The sequence below is a fragment of the Nonomuraea sp. NPDC049750 genome, assembly GCF_040659625.1.
In the GTDB taxonomy this organism is placed as follows: Bacteria; Actinomycetota; Actinomycetes; order Streptosporangiales; family Streptosporangiaceae; genus Nonomuraea.
In genome coordinates this window covers 161,198-175,436 of the sequence record NZ_JBFANB010000023.1, presented here as the reverse complement: position 1 = coordinate 175,436, position 14,239 = coordinate 161,198, and the positions used below count along the sequence as shown (strand labels likewise).

11 protein-coding genes and 1 pseudogene are annotated in these 14,239 nt (G+C 69.4%); 6 read left to right on the top strand and 6 right to left on the bottom strand.

The window, feature by feature from the left end:
- The 3 genes and pseudogenes from AB0J16_RS42195 to AB0J16_RS42185 all read left to right on the top strand — a co-directional run.
- Window positions 1–250, top strand: a pseudogene (locus tag AB0J16_RS42195) (hypothetical protein); the annotation flags it as partial.
- 24 nt (window positions 251–274) lie between these two features.
- The gene (locus tag AB0J16_RS42190; protein WP_358550676.1) at window positions 275–775 is read left to right on the top strand and encodes a SigE family RNA polymerase sigma factor; all 501 of its coding nucleotides are present in this window, start codon (window positions 275–277) and stop codon (window positions 773–775) included.
- On the top strand, window positions 772–1,890 hold the full coding sequence (locus AB0J16_RS42185) for a hypothetical protein (protein WP_358550674.1): 1,119 nt from the start codon (window positions 772–774) through the stop codon (window positions 1,888–1,890). Before AB0J16_RS42190 ends, AB0J16_RS42185 begins: the two co-directional genes overlap by 4 nt.
- Window positions 1,891–1,989: 99 nt before the next feature.
- Here the strand turns inward: AB0J16_RS42185 and AB0J16_RS42180 are convergent, their stop codons facing one another.
- The 5 genes from AB0J16_RS42180 to AB0J16_RS42160 are packed head-to-tail and all read right to left on the bottom strand — an operon-like array spanning window position 1,990 to window position 8,768.
- Complete coding sequence (locus tag AB0J16_RS42180) at window positions 1,990–3,234, bottom strand: right-handed parallel beta-helix repeat-containing protein (RefSeq protein ID WP_358550673.1); 1,245 nt, start codon at window positions 3,232–3,234, stop codon at window positions 1,990–1,992.
- 59 nt (window positions 3,235–3,293) lie between these two features.
- Entirely contained in the window at window positions 3,294–5,069 is a 1,776-nt protein-coding gene (locus tag AB0J16_RS42175; protein WP_358550671.1) for a glycoside hydrolase family 13 protein, read from the bottom strand.
- 6 nt (window positions 5,070–5,075) lie between these two features.
- Window positions 5,076–5,915: a sugar ABC transporter permease gene (locus AB0J16_RS42170; protein WP_358184781.1), complete on the bottom strand. Its 840-nt coding sequence runs from the start codon at window positions 5,913–5,915 to the stop codon at window positions 5,076–5,078.
- Window positions 5,912–7,480, bottom strand: coding sequence for an ABC transporter permease subunit (locus tag AB0J16_RS42165; RefSeq protein ID WP_358550669.1), 1,569 nt, complete (start codon window positions 7,478–7,480; stop codon window positions 5,912–5,914). The genes AB0J16_RS42170 and AB0J16_RS42165 overlap by 4 nt, the downstream gene beginning before the upstream one ends.
- 4 nt (window positions 7,481–7,484) lie before the next feature.
- The gene (locus tag AB0J16_RS42160) at window positions 7,485–8,768 is read right to left on the bottom strand and encodes a maltose ABC transporter substrate-binding protein (protein ID WP_358550667.1); all 1,284 of its coding nucleotides are present in this window, start codon (window positions 8,766–8,768) and stop codon (window positions 7,485–7,487) included.
- A 267-nt stretch (window positions 8,769–9,035) separates the two neighbouring features.
- Between AB0J16_RS42160 and AB0J16_RS42155 the strand changes: the two genes are divergently transcribed.
- The 3 genes from AB0J16_RS42155 (at window position 9,036) to AB0J16_RS42145 (ending at window position 12,839) form a co-directional block, all read left to right on the top strand.
- Complete coding sequence (locus tag AB0J16_RS42155; protein ID WP_358550665.1) at window positions 9,036–10,523, top strand: glycoside hydrolase family 13 protein; 1,488 nt, start codon at window positions 9,036–9,038, stop codon at window positions 10,521–10,523.
- A 79-nt stretch (window positions 10,524–10,602) separates the two neighbouring features.
- The gene (locus tag AB0J16_RS42150) at window positions 10,603–11,943 is read left to right on the top strand and encodes a HAMP domain-containing sensor histidine kinase (RefSeq protein WP_358550663.1); all 1,341 of its coding nucleotides are present in this window, start codon (window positions 10,603–10,605) and stop codon (window positions 11,941–11,943) included.
- A 77-nt stretch (window positions 11,944–12,020) separates the two neighbouring features.
- Complete coding sequence (locus AB0J16_RS42145; protein WP_358550661.1) at window positions 12,021–12,839, top strand: SAM-dependent methyltransferase; 819 nt, start codon at window positions 12,021–12,023, stop codon at window positions 12,837–12,839.
- 40 nt (window positions 12,840–12,879) lie between these two features.
- Here the strand turns inward: AB0J16_RS42145 and AB0J16_RS42140 are convergent, their stop codons facing one another.
- Window positions 12,880–14,220: a cation:dicarboxylase symporter family transporter gene (locus AB0J16_RS42140; protein ID WP_358550659.1), complete on the bottom strand. Its 1,341-nt coding sequence runs from the start codon at window positions 14,218–14,220 to the stop codon at window positions 12,880–12,882.
- Between the last annotated feature and the right edge of the window lie 19 nt (window positions 14,221–14,239).

The window sequence follows — 14,239 nt, the reverse complement described above, 5'->3', positions numbered from 1 at the left end:
GGTGGTGGGGGTGGTGGGGGTGGTGGGGGTGGTGGGGGTGGTGGGGGTGGTGGGGGTGGTGGGGGTGGTGGGGGTGGTGGGGGTGGTGGGGGTGGAGATGGTGGACAGCGGACAGCGGACAGCGGACAGCGGACAGCGGACGGCGGGCGGCGGGCGGCGGGCGGCGGGCGGCGGGCGGCGGGCGGCGGGCGGCGGGCGGCGGGGAAGTATGCGTTCAACAGTTCGGCCGTCTGGTCCGTCTATCTCGTGATGAATCGAGGAAAGGCGCAGGCCATTGGATGAAATTTCGCGCTTCGAGGACTTCGTCGCGGAACGGGCCGATGCCCTGCTGCGCTATGGATACCTGCTCAGCGGCAACCCGCACGACGCGGCCGACCTCACCCAGGAGGCGCTGATCCGGCTGCACCGGGCCTGGCCACGGGTGCGTCAGAAGCAGGCTCCCGAGAGCTACACCAGGATGATCATGGCCAGGTTGCACATCAGCGTCTGGCGGCTGCGCAGGCGCGAGCGGCTCGACTGGGCGCTGCCCGAGACCGGCCGGCTCGACGTCCTGCCCTCCGGCATCGAGCAGGACCTGTGGCAGGCGCTCGCCGGCCTGCCACGCAAGCAGCGGGCCGTACTGGTCCTGCGCTACTACGAGGACCTCGCCGACGAGGAGATCGCCGGTGTGCTCGGCATCTCCCGGGGGACCGTGCGCAGCCACGCGTCGCTCGGCCTGGCCAAGCTCCGTTCCACCGTGCCCCACCCCTCAGCGATCGACGGGAGCCCCGCATGACCGACCAGTTGGAATCCCGCCTGCGTTCGACCCTCGGCCACGCCGCCGAGCATGCGCCGAAGGCGTCTTCTGGGCTGCGTGCCGAAGTCGTGTCGCGGTCGCGGCGGCGCAGGACGCGCAGCCAGGCCCTCGTCGTGGCACTGGCCGTCACCACCGTGGCCCTGCCGGTCACGCTGACGGTCACCGGCGGGCAGAAGGGTGACGACGTCGCCACCGGCACCATCGACCCACGCCGCAGCTGGGACGTCATGGAGGGCAAGACCCCGATGGGCGACCGTCTGCTGATCGACAACCCGTCCGAGGAGCGGCCCCTGACCCTCTGGTACGCCATGGGGAAGACGGGCACGGTCCTCTGCCAGTCCTACGAGAGCAGGACCGGCGTCACGACGCAAGGGTGCGGCGAGCCGCTCAACAACCTAGAGGCCACCATGCAGAGTTCGACCGATTCGTTCCCCTATCCGTCCACGGGCGTGGTGATGTTCTTCGGCAGCGCGGAGTCCGAGATCGTCCGCGTCACCGCCGTGATCAAGGGTGGCGACCGGGTGACCGGGACGATCTACCGTCCGAACGGCGCTCCCCAGGGCATCTGGACCTTGTCCGCGCCCACCAGCGAGAGGGTGACGGCGTTCGAGTTCGCGAATGCCAGGGGCCAGACCGTGGCATGGCTCAAGAACAAGCCCATCATCTTCCCCGAGGAAAAGGCCCAGCCCGTCGGCCCCGCCGTGCGGATGCCGGGAGATCTGTCCGTAGGTCTCTACAAGGTGCCGGGTGAGACGCTGCTCTGGAAGCTGAACGGACAGACCGTCGTCATGAATCTCGTCGAGCCCGACCACTTGATGACCGACAAGGACGGCAAAAAGTACCCCGTGGAGCTGGCTGAGCACGACAAGCGCTGGTTGGGCATCGCGAGCGCGAAGACCGCCCGGGTCACCCTGCTCTTCGGCGACGGCCGGTCCCTGTCGGCCGCCACCCGGCCGGACCCGTGGAACCTCGGCATCCGGTTGTTTGCCGGAACCTACGATCGCGCCCGCAACATCAGCTACGAACGCTTCCAGATCATCGGCTACGACGAGGCGGGCGTGCAGATCTGGCAGCAGACGCACGAGAAGCGCTGAACGAGTGACCGCCCGGGCGGTCACATCACAGCTGCCCGGCGGGGTTGGTGAGCAAGCGATATCCAGAATTACAGGCTATATCCCGAAATACAGGGAGGTTCAGCGCTGGTAGGCGCCGGCGTTCGGGGCGGCGGGCAGGCCCGCGATGTCCGTGCCGCCCGACGCCCTGCCGAACCACGCGGCACCGAGCCGGACGCCCCGGCCCAGCGCCGGCGAGCCGGGCCGCAGGTGGAGGTCCGTACGGGAGACGAAGCGGGGGTCCGCCTTCACCGACTTGGGCCCCAGCTTGAAGGCGTACTTCCGCCCCTTGTAAACGCCGCCCGCGTCGTCGGCGCCCTTCCCGTCCTCGTACCCGGCCTCACCGCCGACCGAGATCGCGTTGTTGCGCAGCTTGAGTATCGACGGCGAGCACCCGCCGTGGCAGGACCAGCCGATCGTCGCCCGCGCGGGCAGGTAGACCGAGTTGTGCACCGCGATCGTCCCGGTCACCGGGCCGACGATGTGCTGGGGGCCACGGGTGATCAGGAACGATCCATGCTTGCGCGAGGAGGTGACCACGTTGAAGGCGAACACGTTCCCGACGGCCGTCTTCCCCTTGCGGGCGCCGAGCTCGGTGAACGTCTCGTTGTCGCGGGCGGTGTTGTGCGTGATCAGGTTGCGGTCGCCGTCGAAGATCTCGACCGCCGCCCCGTCGAAGCCGTAGTCGTTGCTCGGCGCGTAGCTGCCGGTGATGGTGTTGCCCGTCACCGTGTTGTCGTCGCCGTTCAGCAGGATGCCGAACGCCCCGGAGTCGTTGTCGGGCTCGGAGTCGTTCACGCTCATCCGGGCGTTGGAGGTCAGCGTGCTGTCCCTGATGACGTTGCGGGAGCCGGTGGGGGTGACCAGCACTCCGGCGATGTTGCGGTCGGCCCGTACGCCGACGAGCTCGTTGCCGTCGCCGCTCAGCTCGAACCCCGCCCATTGGCAGCCGGAGGCGCGCAGGCCACTGATGCGCCAGTGGTTGCCGGTCACGACGACGCAGTTGCCGTCCATGCCGGAGATCTTCGCCATGGGGCCGGTCCCGTACGGCTGGATGACGATGGGTTTGGCCGCCGTGCCTTTGGCGGTCAGGGTGAGGGTGCCCGTCCATTTGCTGCCGCGTTTGACGCTGACCGCGTCGCCGGGTTTGAGGTCGGCGGCGCCGATCTTCTCGAGTGATTTCCAGGGTTTGGTGGCGCTGGTCCCGGCAGCCGAGTCGTCGCCCGTCCGCGAATCGACGTAGTAGGTGGTGCCCGCGCGGGCCAGAGCCGAGGCCGGGAGGGCGGGCGCGAGCGAGGCGATGACGGCCACGGAGAGCAACCTCATGCGAACACACCACTATCTAGTTTAAATCTGAACGATGGGGGGCCGCCCACGCTAGCGCGTCACCGCGCGAGGCGCCAGACACGCAGCGAAGGGCCATCACCCGGCAACACATCGGTGTCAGAAGCGTTATAAACCCCTGCCGCCCGCATGGGAAGGGGAATGGCCTGGCCCGGTGCCCTGCGCGCGCACACCAGCAGCGACTCCTCGGCGGCCTCCCGGAGAAAGACCAGGCAGTCGGCGTCGGCGTGCAGCCACCGCAGCCCGCCGTGGCGCAGCGCGGGCTCGGCCCGGCGCAGGCCGAGCAGCTCCCGGTAGGCGGCCAGCGTCGCGAGGTCCTGGTCGGCGGGCCGGTCCCAGGGCATGGGGGTACGCGCGTGCTCGCCGTTCACCCCCGTCAGCCCGTACTCGCTGCCCGCGAACACCATCGGCGTGCCCGGCAGCGTGGCCTGCAGCCCGAGCGCGACGAGGTGACGCTCCGCCGAGCCGGTCACGGTGCGGATGCGCGGCGAGTCGTGCGAGTCGAGCAGTTGCCATGAGTGCGCCTGCGAGCGCCACGACAGGTGGGAGGCGAATGTGCGGAACGTCGCGTACGTCTGGAGCCCGTCACGCGACGGCACCCCGCCGGGCACGCCGAGGAAGTTCGCCAGCTCCAGGTCGGGCGAGCGCAGCCAGGCCCACACCGGCCGGGTGAAGCCGCCGTAGTTCATCGTGCCGTGCCAGCCGTCGCGGTCCAGGTCGGGCGAGGCGTCATGGCAGTGCTCGGCGATGAGCGCCGCGCCTGGCCCGATCGCGCGGCGCAGCAGGGCGGCGATCTCGTGGTTGTGGTCGTCGCGGCCGTGCCGGCCGGTCATGTTCGCGACGTCGACGCGCCAGCCGTCGAGCGGGCCCAGCCACTTCTTCAGTACGGCCGGGATCCGGGCCCGTACCAGGTCGCCGCCCCAGTTGAGCTTGGGCAGCGACTTGACCCCGTACCAGGACTCGTAGTCGCCGGTGGCGGGGTCGAAGTAGAACATCTCCCGCTCGGGCGCGCTCACGTCGGACATCGCGGCGGTGAACCAGGGGTGCGTCCGGCCGCAGTGGTTGGTGGTGATGTCGCCGATCAGCCGCATGCCGCGCGCGTGCAGCGCGTCGGCGAGCCGGTGCAGCGCCTCGTCGCCGCCGAGCAGCGGGTCGACGCGGTCGAAGTCGGCGGCGTCGTAGCGGTGGTTGGAGCGGGCCGGGAAGATCGGCGTCAGGTAGACGGTGTCCGCGCCGAGCGCCTGGACGTGGTCAAGACGCTCCACGATGCCGTCGAGGTCGCCGCCGTAGAACTGCTGGGACGTGCCGGGGCCCGAGGGGATGACCGGGTCGCGGTCCCAGTCGCGCGGCAGCGCCCAGTCCGGCAGCTCCCGCATCGGCCTGGACCTGGCGAAACGGTCAGGGAAGATCTGGTAGACGATCGCCTCGGCGAGCCACGGGGGCGGCGTCTCGTGGCTGACCAGCCGGAAGTCGGTGGCGTCGGTGACGTCGTGCGTGACGAGCCCGGCCGCGGTCAGCCACGCCTGGCCGCCCTCGGTGTGCAGGAGGAAGCGGTAGGGGGTGACCGGGTTGGCGGCGACGAGGTCCGCGCGCCACCAGACGTCCGTCTCGCCGTAGCCACCGACGGCGCCGGGCGTGTCGGGCGAGGCGGCGGTGAAGCGGGGTTCGCCGTCCCGGACCGTACGGACGTGCACACCGGTGATCCCGGCCGACAGCGGCGCCCGCAGCCGGACCGTCACCGTCGAGCCGGGCGCCGGCGCCTGGGTGGAGACGTACAGAGCGGAGCCGTCGTGATGCGGCTCGCCGAGGAAGCGCAATGAGACCTATCCCTTGACGGCACCGGCGGTGAGCCCGGAGACGATGTACTTCTGCAACCACAGGAACACGCCGACCGTGGGGACGGCGGTGAGCAGCGTGGCCGCGGCGAACATGCCGAAGTTGGCGTTGCGCTGGTCCCCCGCGATCATCCCGTACATGCCCACGGCCAGCGTCTTGCTCTCCGGATCGCGCAGGAAGACGTTGGCCATGATGAACTCGCTCATCGTGCCGATGAAGGCCAGCAGCGCGGTGACCGCGAGGATCGGCGTGACCAGCGGCATGATGACCCGCCAGAAGATCTGCGCGTGCGTGGCGCCGTCGACCGTGGCCGCCTCGTCGAGCTCCTTGGGGACGGTGTCGAGGAAGCCCTTCATCAGCCACGTGTTGACGCCCAGCGCGCCGCCCAGGTAGAGCAGCATGAGCCCCCACACGGTGTTGAACCCGAACGCGGGGTAGAGCTCGGTCACCTTGGTGAAGATCATGAAGATCGTCACGATGGCCAGGAACTGCGGGAACATCTGGATGAGCAGCAGCGCCAGCAGCCCGACCCGGCGCCCCCGGAAGCGCATCCGGCTGAAGGCGTAGGCGGCGAACATCGACAGCAGCAGACTGGCGAACGACGACGTCAGCGCGACGAACACCGAGTTGATGAACCACCTGGCGAACGGATACCGGTCGGAGGTGAACAGGTCGGCGAAGTTCCCGAGGCTGGCCCCGGTGGGCAGCAGGTCGGTGGAGGCCAGCGTGCCCAGCGGGTTGATCGCGGCGGAGACCACGAACAGGATCGGGAAGACCGCGAACGCGCACACCACCAGCACGAACACGTGCCGCAGCGCGAGTCTCATGCGTAGACCTCCTCCTGTCTGCGGGTCCGGCGGAAGGCCACCGCGGAGATGATCGCCACGATCGCGAAGATGAACACCGAGATCGAGGCGGCGAAGCCGAACTGGGCGCCGTAGGTGCCGAACGCCAGCCGGAAGGTGTAGGTGATCAGCAGGTCGGTGGCCCCCACCTGCGGGCTCTCCGCCGGGAACGGGCCGCCCTCGCTGGTGAGCGCGATCGCGTTGAAGTTGTTGAAGTTGTAGGCGAACGACGAGATCAGCAGCGGCGTCAGCGCCACCAGCAGCAGCGGCAGCGTCACCTTGCGGAAGCCCTGCCACGGCGTCGCCCCGTCGATGGAGGCCGCCTCGGTCAGCTCGCGCGGGATCGCCTGCAGCGCGCCCGTGGTCACCAGGAACATGTACGGAAAGCCCAGCCAGAGGTTGACCAGGATGACCGCGAACCTGGCGGTGGACGGCTGCCCCATCCAGTCGACGTCCAGCCCGAACAGCTGGTTGACCAGCCCGAAGTCGCGGTTGAACATGTCCCGCCAGACCAGCAGCATCGCGAAGGCGGGCATCGCGTACGGCAGGATCAGCGCGATCCGGTAGAAGCGGGTGCCGCGCATGCGTGGATGGTGCAGCGCCAGCGCCACCGCCATGCCGAGCGCGAACGTGGCCGCCACGGAGGCCAGCGCGAACACCACGTTCCACCCGAAGACCCCGATGAAATATCCGGAGATCGTGGGATTCGTCAGGACGCGGGTGAAGTTCGCGAAGCCGACGCTCACCTGCCAGCCCTGCGCGAGGTGCGCGCCCGAGGCGTTGACGAAGTAGCCCTGCCCCTCGTCGGCCTTCCACCGGTCGCCCTCGCCCTGGACGCAGTCGCAGCGCGCGTCGTAGACCAGCGCCGAGCGTCCCTCGACCGCGCGGCTCAGGCCGTTCGCCTTGATCAGGCCGCCACGGGTCGGTACGGCCAGCGCCGCGATCTGCTGTGCCCTGGCCGCCGCCTGCGGTGCCGTCAGCACGGTGAAGCCGGGCGCCCGCAGCACCTTGCCGGTAATGCCCACCTCGGCACCGGTCACCGGCGCGAGGCCGGCCGGGTCGCCCGCCTGGACCTGCTTGGTCTTCGGGTCCACGAGGAGGAAGACCAGCCGGTCGCCCTTCAGCGCCGTGGTCAGGCTGTACTCGGGCGAGCCGGGCGCCTGCCGGACGGAGCCGGTCTCGATCGCCGTGATGGCGGCCCGCTTGTCGCCGCGGTGACCGTCGCCGAAGTTCGTGAACGCCGTGCTGACGGTGTAGAGGACCGGGAACACCTGGAAGGCGATCAGGAAGATCGTGCCGGGGAGCAGGTACTTGGCCGGGATGAAGCGGCGGGTCAGGTAGAGGTAGGCGATGACCGCGGTGGCCAGGCCGAGGACCACCAGGGCGGGCCACGACCCGGCGGCGACCAGGGGCGGCGCCGCGTACACCAGGAGCGCCGCCGCCACCGCGAGCACCACGACCCTGCTGACCAGGAACGCCGTGGTGATCTCGCGGCGAGGCCGCGGGGGAGCATGGGATCCCGCGGCCGCACGCACGTCCAGGGACATGACGTCAGTTCTTGAGCGAGCTGTCGATGGCCTTCTGCGCGGCCTCGGCGGCCTTGGCCGCGTCGCCGCCCTTGACCACCGCCGCCTCGGCGATGCCGAACGGCTCCCAGACAGCCTGCATCTCGGGGATGGCCGGCATCGGCATACCGTTCTTGCCCGCGTCCATGAACTTGCCCGCGTCGGGGTCGCTCGCGCCGACCTCCTGCAGCGCCTCGGTCAGCGCCGGGGGCCGCGGGTCGGCCGCGTACAGGGCCTTGGCCACGTCCTTGTTGGTCACATAGTTGGCGACGAACTCCTGCGCCAGGGTCTTGCTCTTGCCCTTGGAGGCCACGAAGAACGACTGGACGCCGACGAACGGGGTGGCGGGCTTGCCGTCCTTGAACGACGGGACGGGCGTGATGTCGTAGCTGATGCCGCCCTTCTTCACATCGCCCATGGCCCAGGGGCCGGAGATCAGGAACGCGCACTTGCCGCCGGCGAAGCTGGCGACGTAGTTCTCGTTGGTGATGGACGTCTTGAGCGCGCCGTCACCCTTCTCCCCCAGCTCCTTCAGCTTGCCGAACGCCTTGACCGAGTCGGGCGAGCCGAGCAGCACCTTCTTCGGGTCCGGGTCGCCGGAGGCGGTGGTGCCGAACAGCGAGCCGCCGCCCGCCGCGAAGATCGGGTAGACGTGGAAGGCGTCGCCCTTCTGCGCCACCGGCAGGCAGAGCACCTCTTTGACCTTGCCCGCCGCCTTGAGCTCCTTGCCCTTCTTGACCATGTCCTCGAGCGTCGCGGGGGCATCGGGGGCGAGCTTGGTGTTGCGGATGAGCGCGATGTTCTCCACCGCGTACGGCGCGGCCATCACCTGCCCGTCGAAGGTGACCGCCTTGATGGCGATCTCCGGGAAGGCCGCCTTCTGCGCGTCGGTGAGGTTGACCGGGTCGATGGCGCCGTTCTGCACCAGGTTGCCGATCCAGTCGTGCGCGCCGACCATGATGTCCGGGCCGCTGCCCTGCTGGGAGGCGGTGAGGAAGGTCTGCTGGTTGTCCTTGCTGATCTCCTTCACCTCGACGGTCACGCCGTTCTCGGTGCCGAACTGCTCGGCGAAGGGCTTGAGCGCCTTGACCCGGTTGGGGTCGGCCCAGATCACCAGCTTGCCGCTGCCCTTGTCGGCGGGGGCCGAGGAGGAGGCGGCGGCGGAACCGCTGGGGGCGGCGGAGGGGGTGCCGGGCTGAGAACCGCCGCAGGCCGTGGCGGCTAATGCCAGGGACGTGAGAGCGGCCACACCCAGGGCTCGCTTGCGCATGGGACCTCCTGAGGTCACGGAGGGAGCAATTGACCGCTTTCGCGGCTTATGTTTCCGGGACGTTAGCGACTCTTTGCAAAATTTGGAAGAACTTGCGAAAGAGCGTTACCCGATCCAGACCCGCTGGATACTCCCTTGACCTCGCCAACCGAACGCGACGGAGAAGTGGGGGCCCATCTGCAACTTTCCGCAACTTACACTTGACCCCACTGAACCATGCAGGCCATCCTGCACCAGACATCACGGACAATCCCCGGAAGGACCCCCATGTTCGGCAACGACGACTGGTGGCGGGACGCCGTCGTGTACCAGGTCTACCCACGCAGCTTCGCCGACGCGAACGGCGACGGCATGGGAGACCTGCCGGGCGTGCGCGAACGCCTGGACTACCTCGCCGAGCTGGGCGTGGACGCCATCTGGCTGAGCCCCTTCTACACCTCGCCGATGGCCGACGGCGGCTACGACGTGGCCGACTACCGCGACGTGGACCCGATGTTCGGCACGCTGGCCGACCTCGACGGGCTGATCGCCGACGCGCACGAGCGGGACATCAGGGTGATCGTGGACCTGGTGCCGAACCACTCCTCCGACCGGCACCCGTGGTTCCAGGCAGGTCTGCGCGACCGCTACATCTTCCGGGACCAGCCCAACGACTGGGAGTCCATCTTCGGCGGCCCCGCCTGGACACAGGTGGCCGACGGGCAGTGGTACCTGCACCTGTTCGCGCCCGAGCAGCCCGACCTCAACTGGGACAACCCGGAGGTGCGGGCCGAGTTCCGCGACATCCTGCGGTTCTGGCTGGAGCGCGGGGTGGACGGCTTCCGCGTCGACGTGGCGCACGGCATGGTCAAGGCCGCCGGGCTGCCCGACGTGGGGCCGAGGGAGGGCCGTCAGGCCGAGATGCTCGGCGACGAGCGGGTGCCGTACTTCGACCAGGACGGCGTGCACGAGATCTACCGCGAGTGGCGGCCGATCCTCGACTCCTACCCCGGCGGGCGGATGGCCGTCGCCGAGGCGTGGGTGTCCTCGCCCGAGCGGCTGGCCCGCTACGTCGGCCCCGACGAGCTGCACCAGGCGTTCAACTTCGACTTCCTGCTGGCCGACTTCCACGCCAAGTCCTTCCGCGCGGTCATCGAGAAGGCGCTGGCCGAGGCGGAGCTGGTGGGCGCGCCGACCACCTGGGTGCTGTCCAACCATGACAAGCCCCGGCACGTCACCCGCCACGGCGGCCTGGCCAGGGCCAAGGCGGCCACGCTGCTGATGCTGGCGCTGCCCGGCTCGGCCTACCTCTACAACGGCGAGGAGCTCGGCCTGCCCGAGGTGCTCGACCTGCCCGACGAGCTGCGGCAGGACCCGGCGTTCCTGCGCAGCGGCGAGAGCCGCGACGGCTGCCGGGTGCCCATCCCGTGGACCACCGCCCCCGGCCTCGGCTGGCGGGACCCGTGGCTGCCGATCCCCGCCTCCTGGGCGGCGCTGTCGGTCGAGGCCCAGCACGACGACCCCGGCTCCACGCTGAACCTCTACCGGGCCGCGCTGCGCCTGCGCAAGGCCCACCCGGCACTCGGCGGCGGCACGCTGACCTGGCTCGACTCGCCCAAGGACGTGCTGGCCATCGAGCGCTCACCCGGCCTGGTCGTCATGCTGAACACCAGTGACGAGCCGGTGGAGGTGACCGGCGAGGTGCTGCTGTCGAGCGGACCGCTCACCGCCGATGGCACCCTGCCGCCCGACACCACGGTGTGGCTCCAGCACTGACGCGAGACTGTCGGACAATGGGACAAACTTTCCCCTTGTCCGACATATCGGGGTAAATGTCGTTAGTAGCCTCGATTTAATGTCACGCCTATGGGCGAGTTCTCTCCGCGGCCGCATCACGCTGGTGGCGGCCGCCGTAGCTACCGCTGTGCTGATTCCCGTGGGGACCGGCACCATCGTCGTGGCCAAGTCCGTGGTCGAGGCGAACGTGTGGCACCAGACCAGGAACACCGCCGAACAGGTGGCGGCCGAGTGGCGCGTGGGCGACCTCCCGCTGGGCGCGACGATGCCGCTGACCGACCCCTCCGTCGACCTGATCCAGGTCGTCACCCCGAGCGGTCAGGTGGTGGCGACGAGCGACGCGGCCCGCAACCTGCCGCCGCTGAGCGACGTCTGGCCCACCGCGGACAACCGGGTCATCAGCACCACGAACTGCCTGCCGAGGCAGTGCGTCCACCTGACGGCCGTCCGCGCGTCGCCGTCCCCGGCCTCGAACGTCGTGTACGCCGGGCGCACCACCCCTGGCCTGCTGGACACGAGGATCCTGGAGGCCGTCGTGCTCACCCAGGTCCTCGTGCTCATCGCGCTGGCCACCTGGACGACCTGGCTGGTCATGGGCCGGGCGCTGCGGCCGGTGGGCGCGATGCGGGCCGAACTCGACGCGGTCAACGCCAGCGACCTGAGCAGCCGGGTGACCCAGCCGCCGGGCAAGGACGAGGTCGCCCAGCTCGCCAGGTCCGTCAACGGCACGCTGGCCCGCCTGGAGCGCTCGGCGTACCAGCAGCGCCGGTTCGCCTCCGACGCCTCGCACGAGCTGCGTACCCCCATCGCCGGGCTGCGCGCGCAGCTGGAGAGCGCCCAGCTCTACCCCGAGGACACCGACTTCATCGCGCTGGTGGACAGCGCGCTGCGTGACACCGACCGGCTCGAAGCGATCATCACCGACCTGCTGCTGCTGGCCAGGATCGGCTCCCGCGTGGACGTGGTGAAGGAGCGGGTGGATCTCGCCGTCCTGGTCCGCGACGAGCTGTCGGCCCGCAACGACCGGCTGCCCGTCAAGCTGATGCTGGAGGAGGGCGTCGTGGTGGAGGGGGTACGCCTGCAGCTGGCCCGGGTGCTGACGAACCTGCTGGACAACGCCCAGCGGCATGCCGAGAGCATCATCAAGGTGGCGGTCACCAGAGACGGGGACATGGCCGTACTGGCCGTGGAGAACGACGGCGTGGAGATCGCGCGGGCCGACCGCGAGTCCATCTTCGAGCGCTTCACCCGCCTGGACGCGGCCCGCAGCCGCGACTCCGGCGGCACCGGCCTGGGCCTGGCCATCGCGCGCGACGTGGCGGTGGCGCATCGCGGCGAGATCCACGTCGAGGAGTACTGCGGCGGCGCCCGCTTCGTCCTGAGGCTGCCTGCCGTGTGACATGATCCACCTCCCGTTGGTCACCTTGTGACATGAAACGGTGGATTTACTGGTCGTTTGTCCGAGATCATGGGCACATGACGGAACAAGCGCCGCAAGGTGTGGACCCGCACATCCCTAACGCGTCGCGGATGTACGACTACTTTCTTGGTGGCAAGGACAACTTCAAGGCCGACCGGGATCTCGCCGAACTGGTGATGAGCGTCCTCCCCGAGGTCAGAGAGGGCACGAGGCAGAACCGCAAGTTCATCGGGCGAGTGGTCGAATACCTGTGCCGTCAGGGCATCACCCAGTTCCTCGATCTCGGCTCCGGCCTCCCGGCCGCGGAGAACGTGCACGAGGTCGCCCACCGGTTCGCGCCGGACGCGCGCATCGTCTACGTCGACAACGACCCCGTGGTGGCCGCGCACGGCCGCGCCCTGCTGGCCGACCCGAAGAAGGTCGCCATGGTGCTGGGCGACGGCCGCGAGCCGGAGAAACTCCTCCAGCATCCCGAGGTGCTGTCGCTGCTGGACTTCGACCAGCCGGTCGCGGTGCTCATGATGTTCTTCCTGCACCTGGTGCCCGATGAGGACCGGCCGCAGGAGTTCGTGGCCGCCTACCGGGACGCGCTGGCGCCGGGCAGCTACCTGGCCATCTCCCATGTCGGCAACGACGTCGTGCCGGAGCAGGTGGCCAAGATCGTCGAGTTCTACCAGAAGGCCAACTCACCGTTCTGCCCGCGCCCCGGCACGGAGATCGCCCGGTTCTTCGGTGACTTCGAGCTGATCCCGCCGGGGCTGGCCAGCGGCCTGGGGCCGGAGGTCGGCTGGCCGTTCAACGACCCCCAGGAGACGATCTTCCTCGACGATGAGATGGCGCGGATGGGCTACGCGGGCATCGGCCGCAAGCTCTGACCCATCTGACGACGGATCAGAGCTTGCGGCGGCCAACGGCTCAGACCGGCGACATCTCCCGTCGCTCGTCGTCCGCCGCGGGCGGCTCGGGCCGCTCGTCCTCGTCCAGCAGCGTCGACTCGTCGAACGGCGCGTTGCCGGCGAGCACCTCGGCGGCTCGTTCCTTGTCGAAATCCCCCGTCCAGGTGGCGACGAGGATGGTGCCGACCGCGTTGCCGGCGAAGTTCGTCAGGGCGCGGGCCTCGGACATGAACCGGTCGATGCCGACGATGAGGCCGACACCGTCGACCAGCGCCGGCCGGTGCGACTGGAGAGCACCGGCCAGCGTGGCCAGGCCCGCTCCGGTCACGCCCGCCGCGCCCTTGGAGGCGATCATCATGAACAGCAGCAGCGCGATCTGCTCACCGAACGACAGCGGCGCTCCGGTGGCCGAGGCGACGAACAGCGTGGCCATGGTCAGGTAGATCGCGGTGCCGTCGAGGTTGAAGGAGTAACCGGTCGGCACGGTGATGCCGGCCACCGTACGGCTCACGCCGAGGTGCTCCATCTTGGCGATCAGCCGGGGCAGCGCGGCCTCGGACGACGACGTGGACAGGATCAGCAGGAACTCACGCCCGAGGTAGCGGAACAGCGGCCACATCCCCACCTTGGCCACCATCCACAGCAGCGGGCCGAGCACGAGGCCGACGAACAGCAGGCAGGTGGTGTAGAAGGCGACCATGATGATGCCCAGGGCCTTGAGCGCGTCCAGGCCGGTGGCGCCGACGACGGCGGCGATGGCGCCGAACGCGCCGATCGGCGCCGCCCACATGATCATGGCGAGGATGCGGAACACCAGCCGCTGGATGTGCTCGACGGCCGTCAGGATCGGCGCGGCCTTGGGTCCCATGGCCAGCAGCGCGAACCCGACGAGGAGCGCGACCAGCAGCGTCTGCAGCGTCTGTCCCTCGGTGAACGCCGACACCAGGGTGGTCGGGATGATGCTGAGCAGGAAGTCGGTCGATCCGGCGGCGGCCCCCTTGGCCGCCTCCGCCTCCGCGGCCTGCTTGGCCGCGTCGGTGAGGTGCAGCCCTGAGCCCGGGTCGATGAAGTTGCCGACCACGAGTCCGATGATCAGGGCTACGGTGGACATGATGGTGAAGTAGCCGATGGTGAGGCCACCGACCTTGCCGACCTTGGCCGCCTTGCTGACCGAGCCGACGCCGAGCACGATCGTGCAGAAGATGATCGGGCCGATCATCATCTTGACGAGGTTGACGAACGCGGTGCCGAGTGGCTTGAGTTCCTTGCCGACGTCCGGCCAGACGAATCCGACCAGGATCCCTAGCAGCACCGCCACGATGACGGCCATGTAGAGAAGGTGGGTGCGATCACGACGCATGGGACGGTCTCCGGTCGTA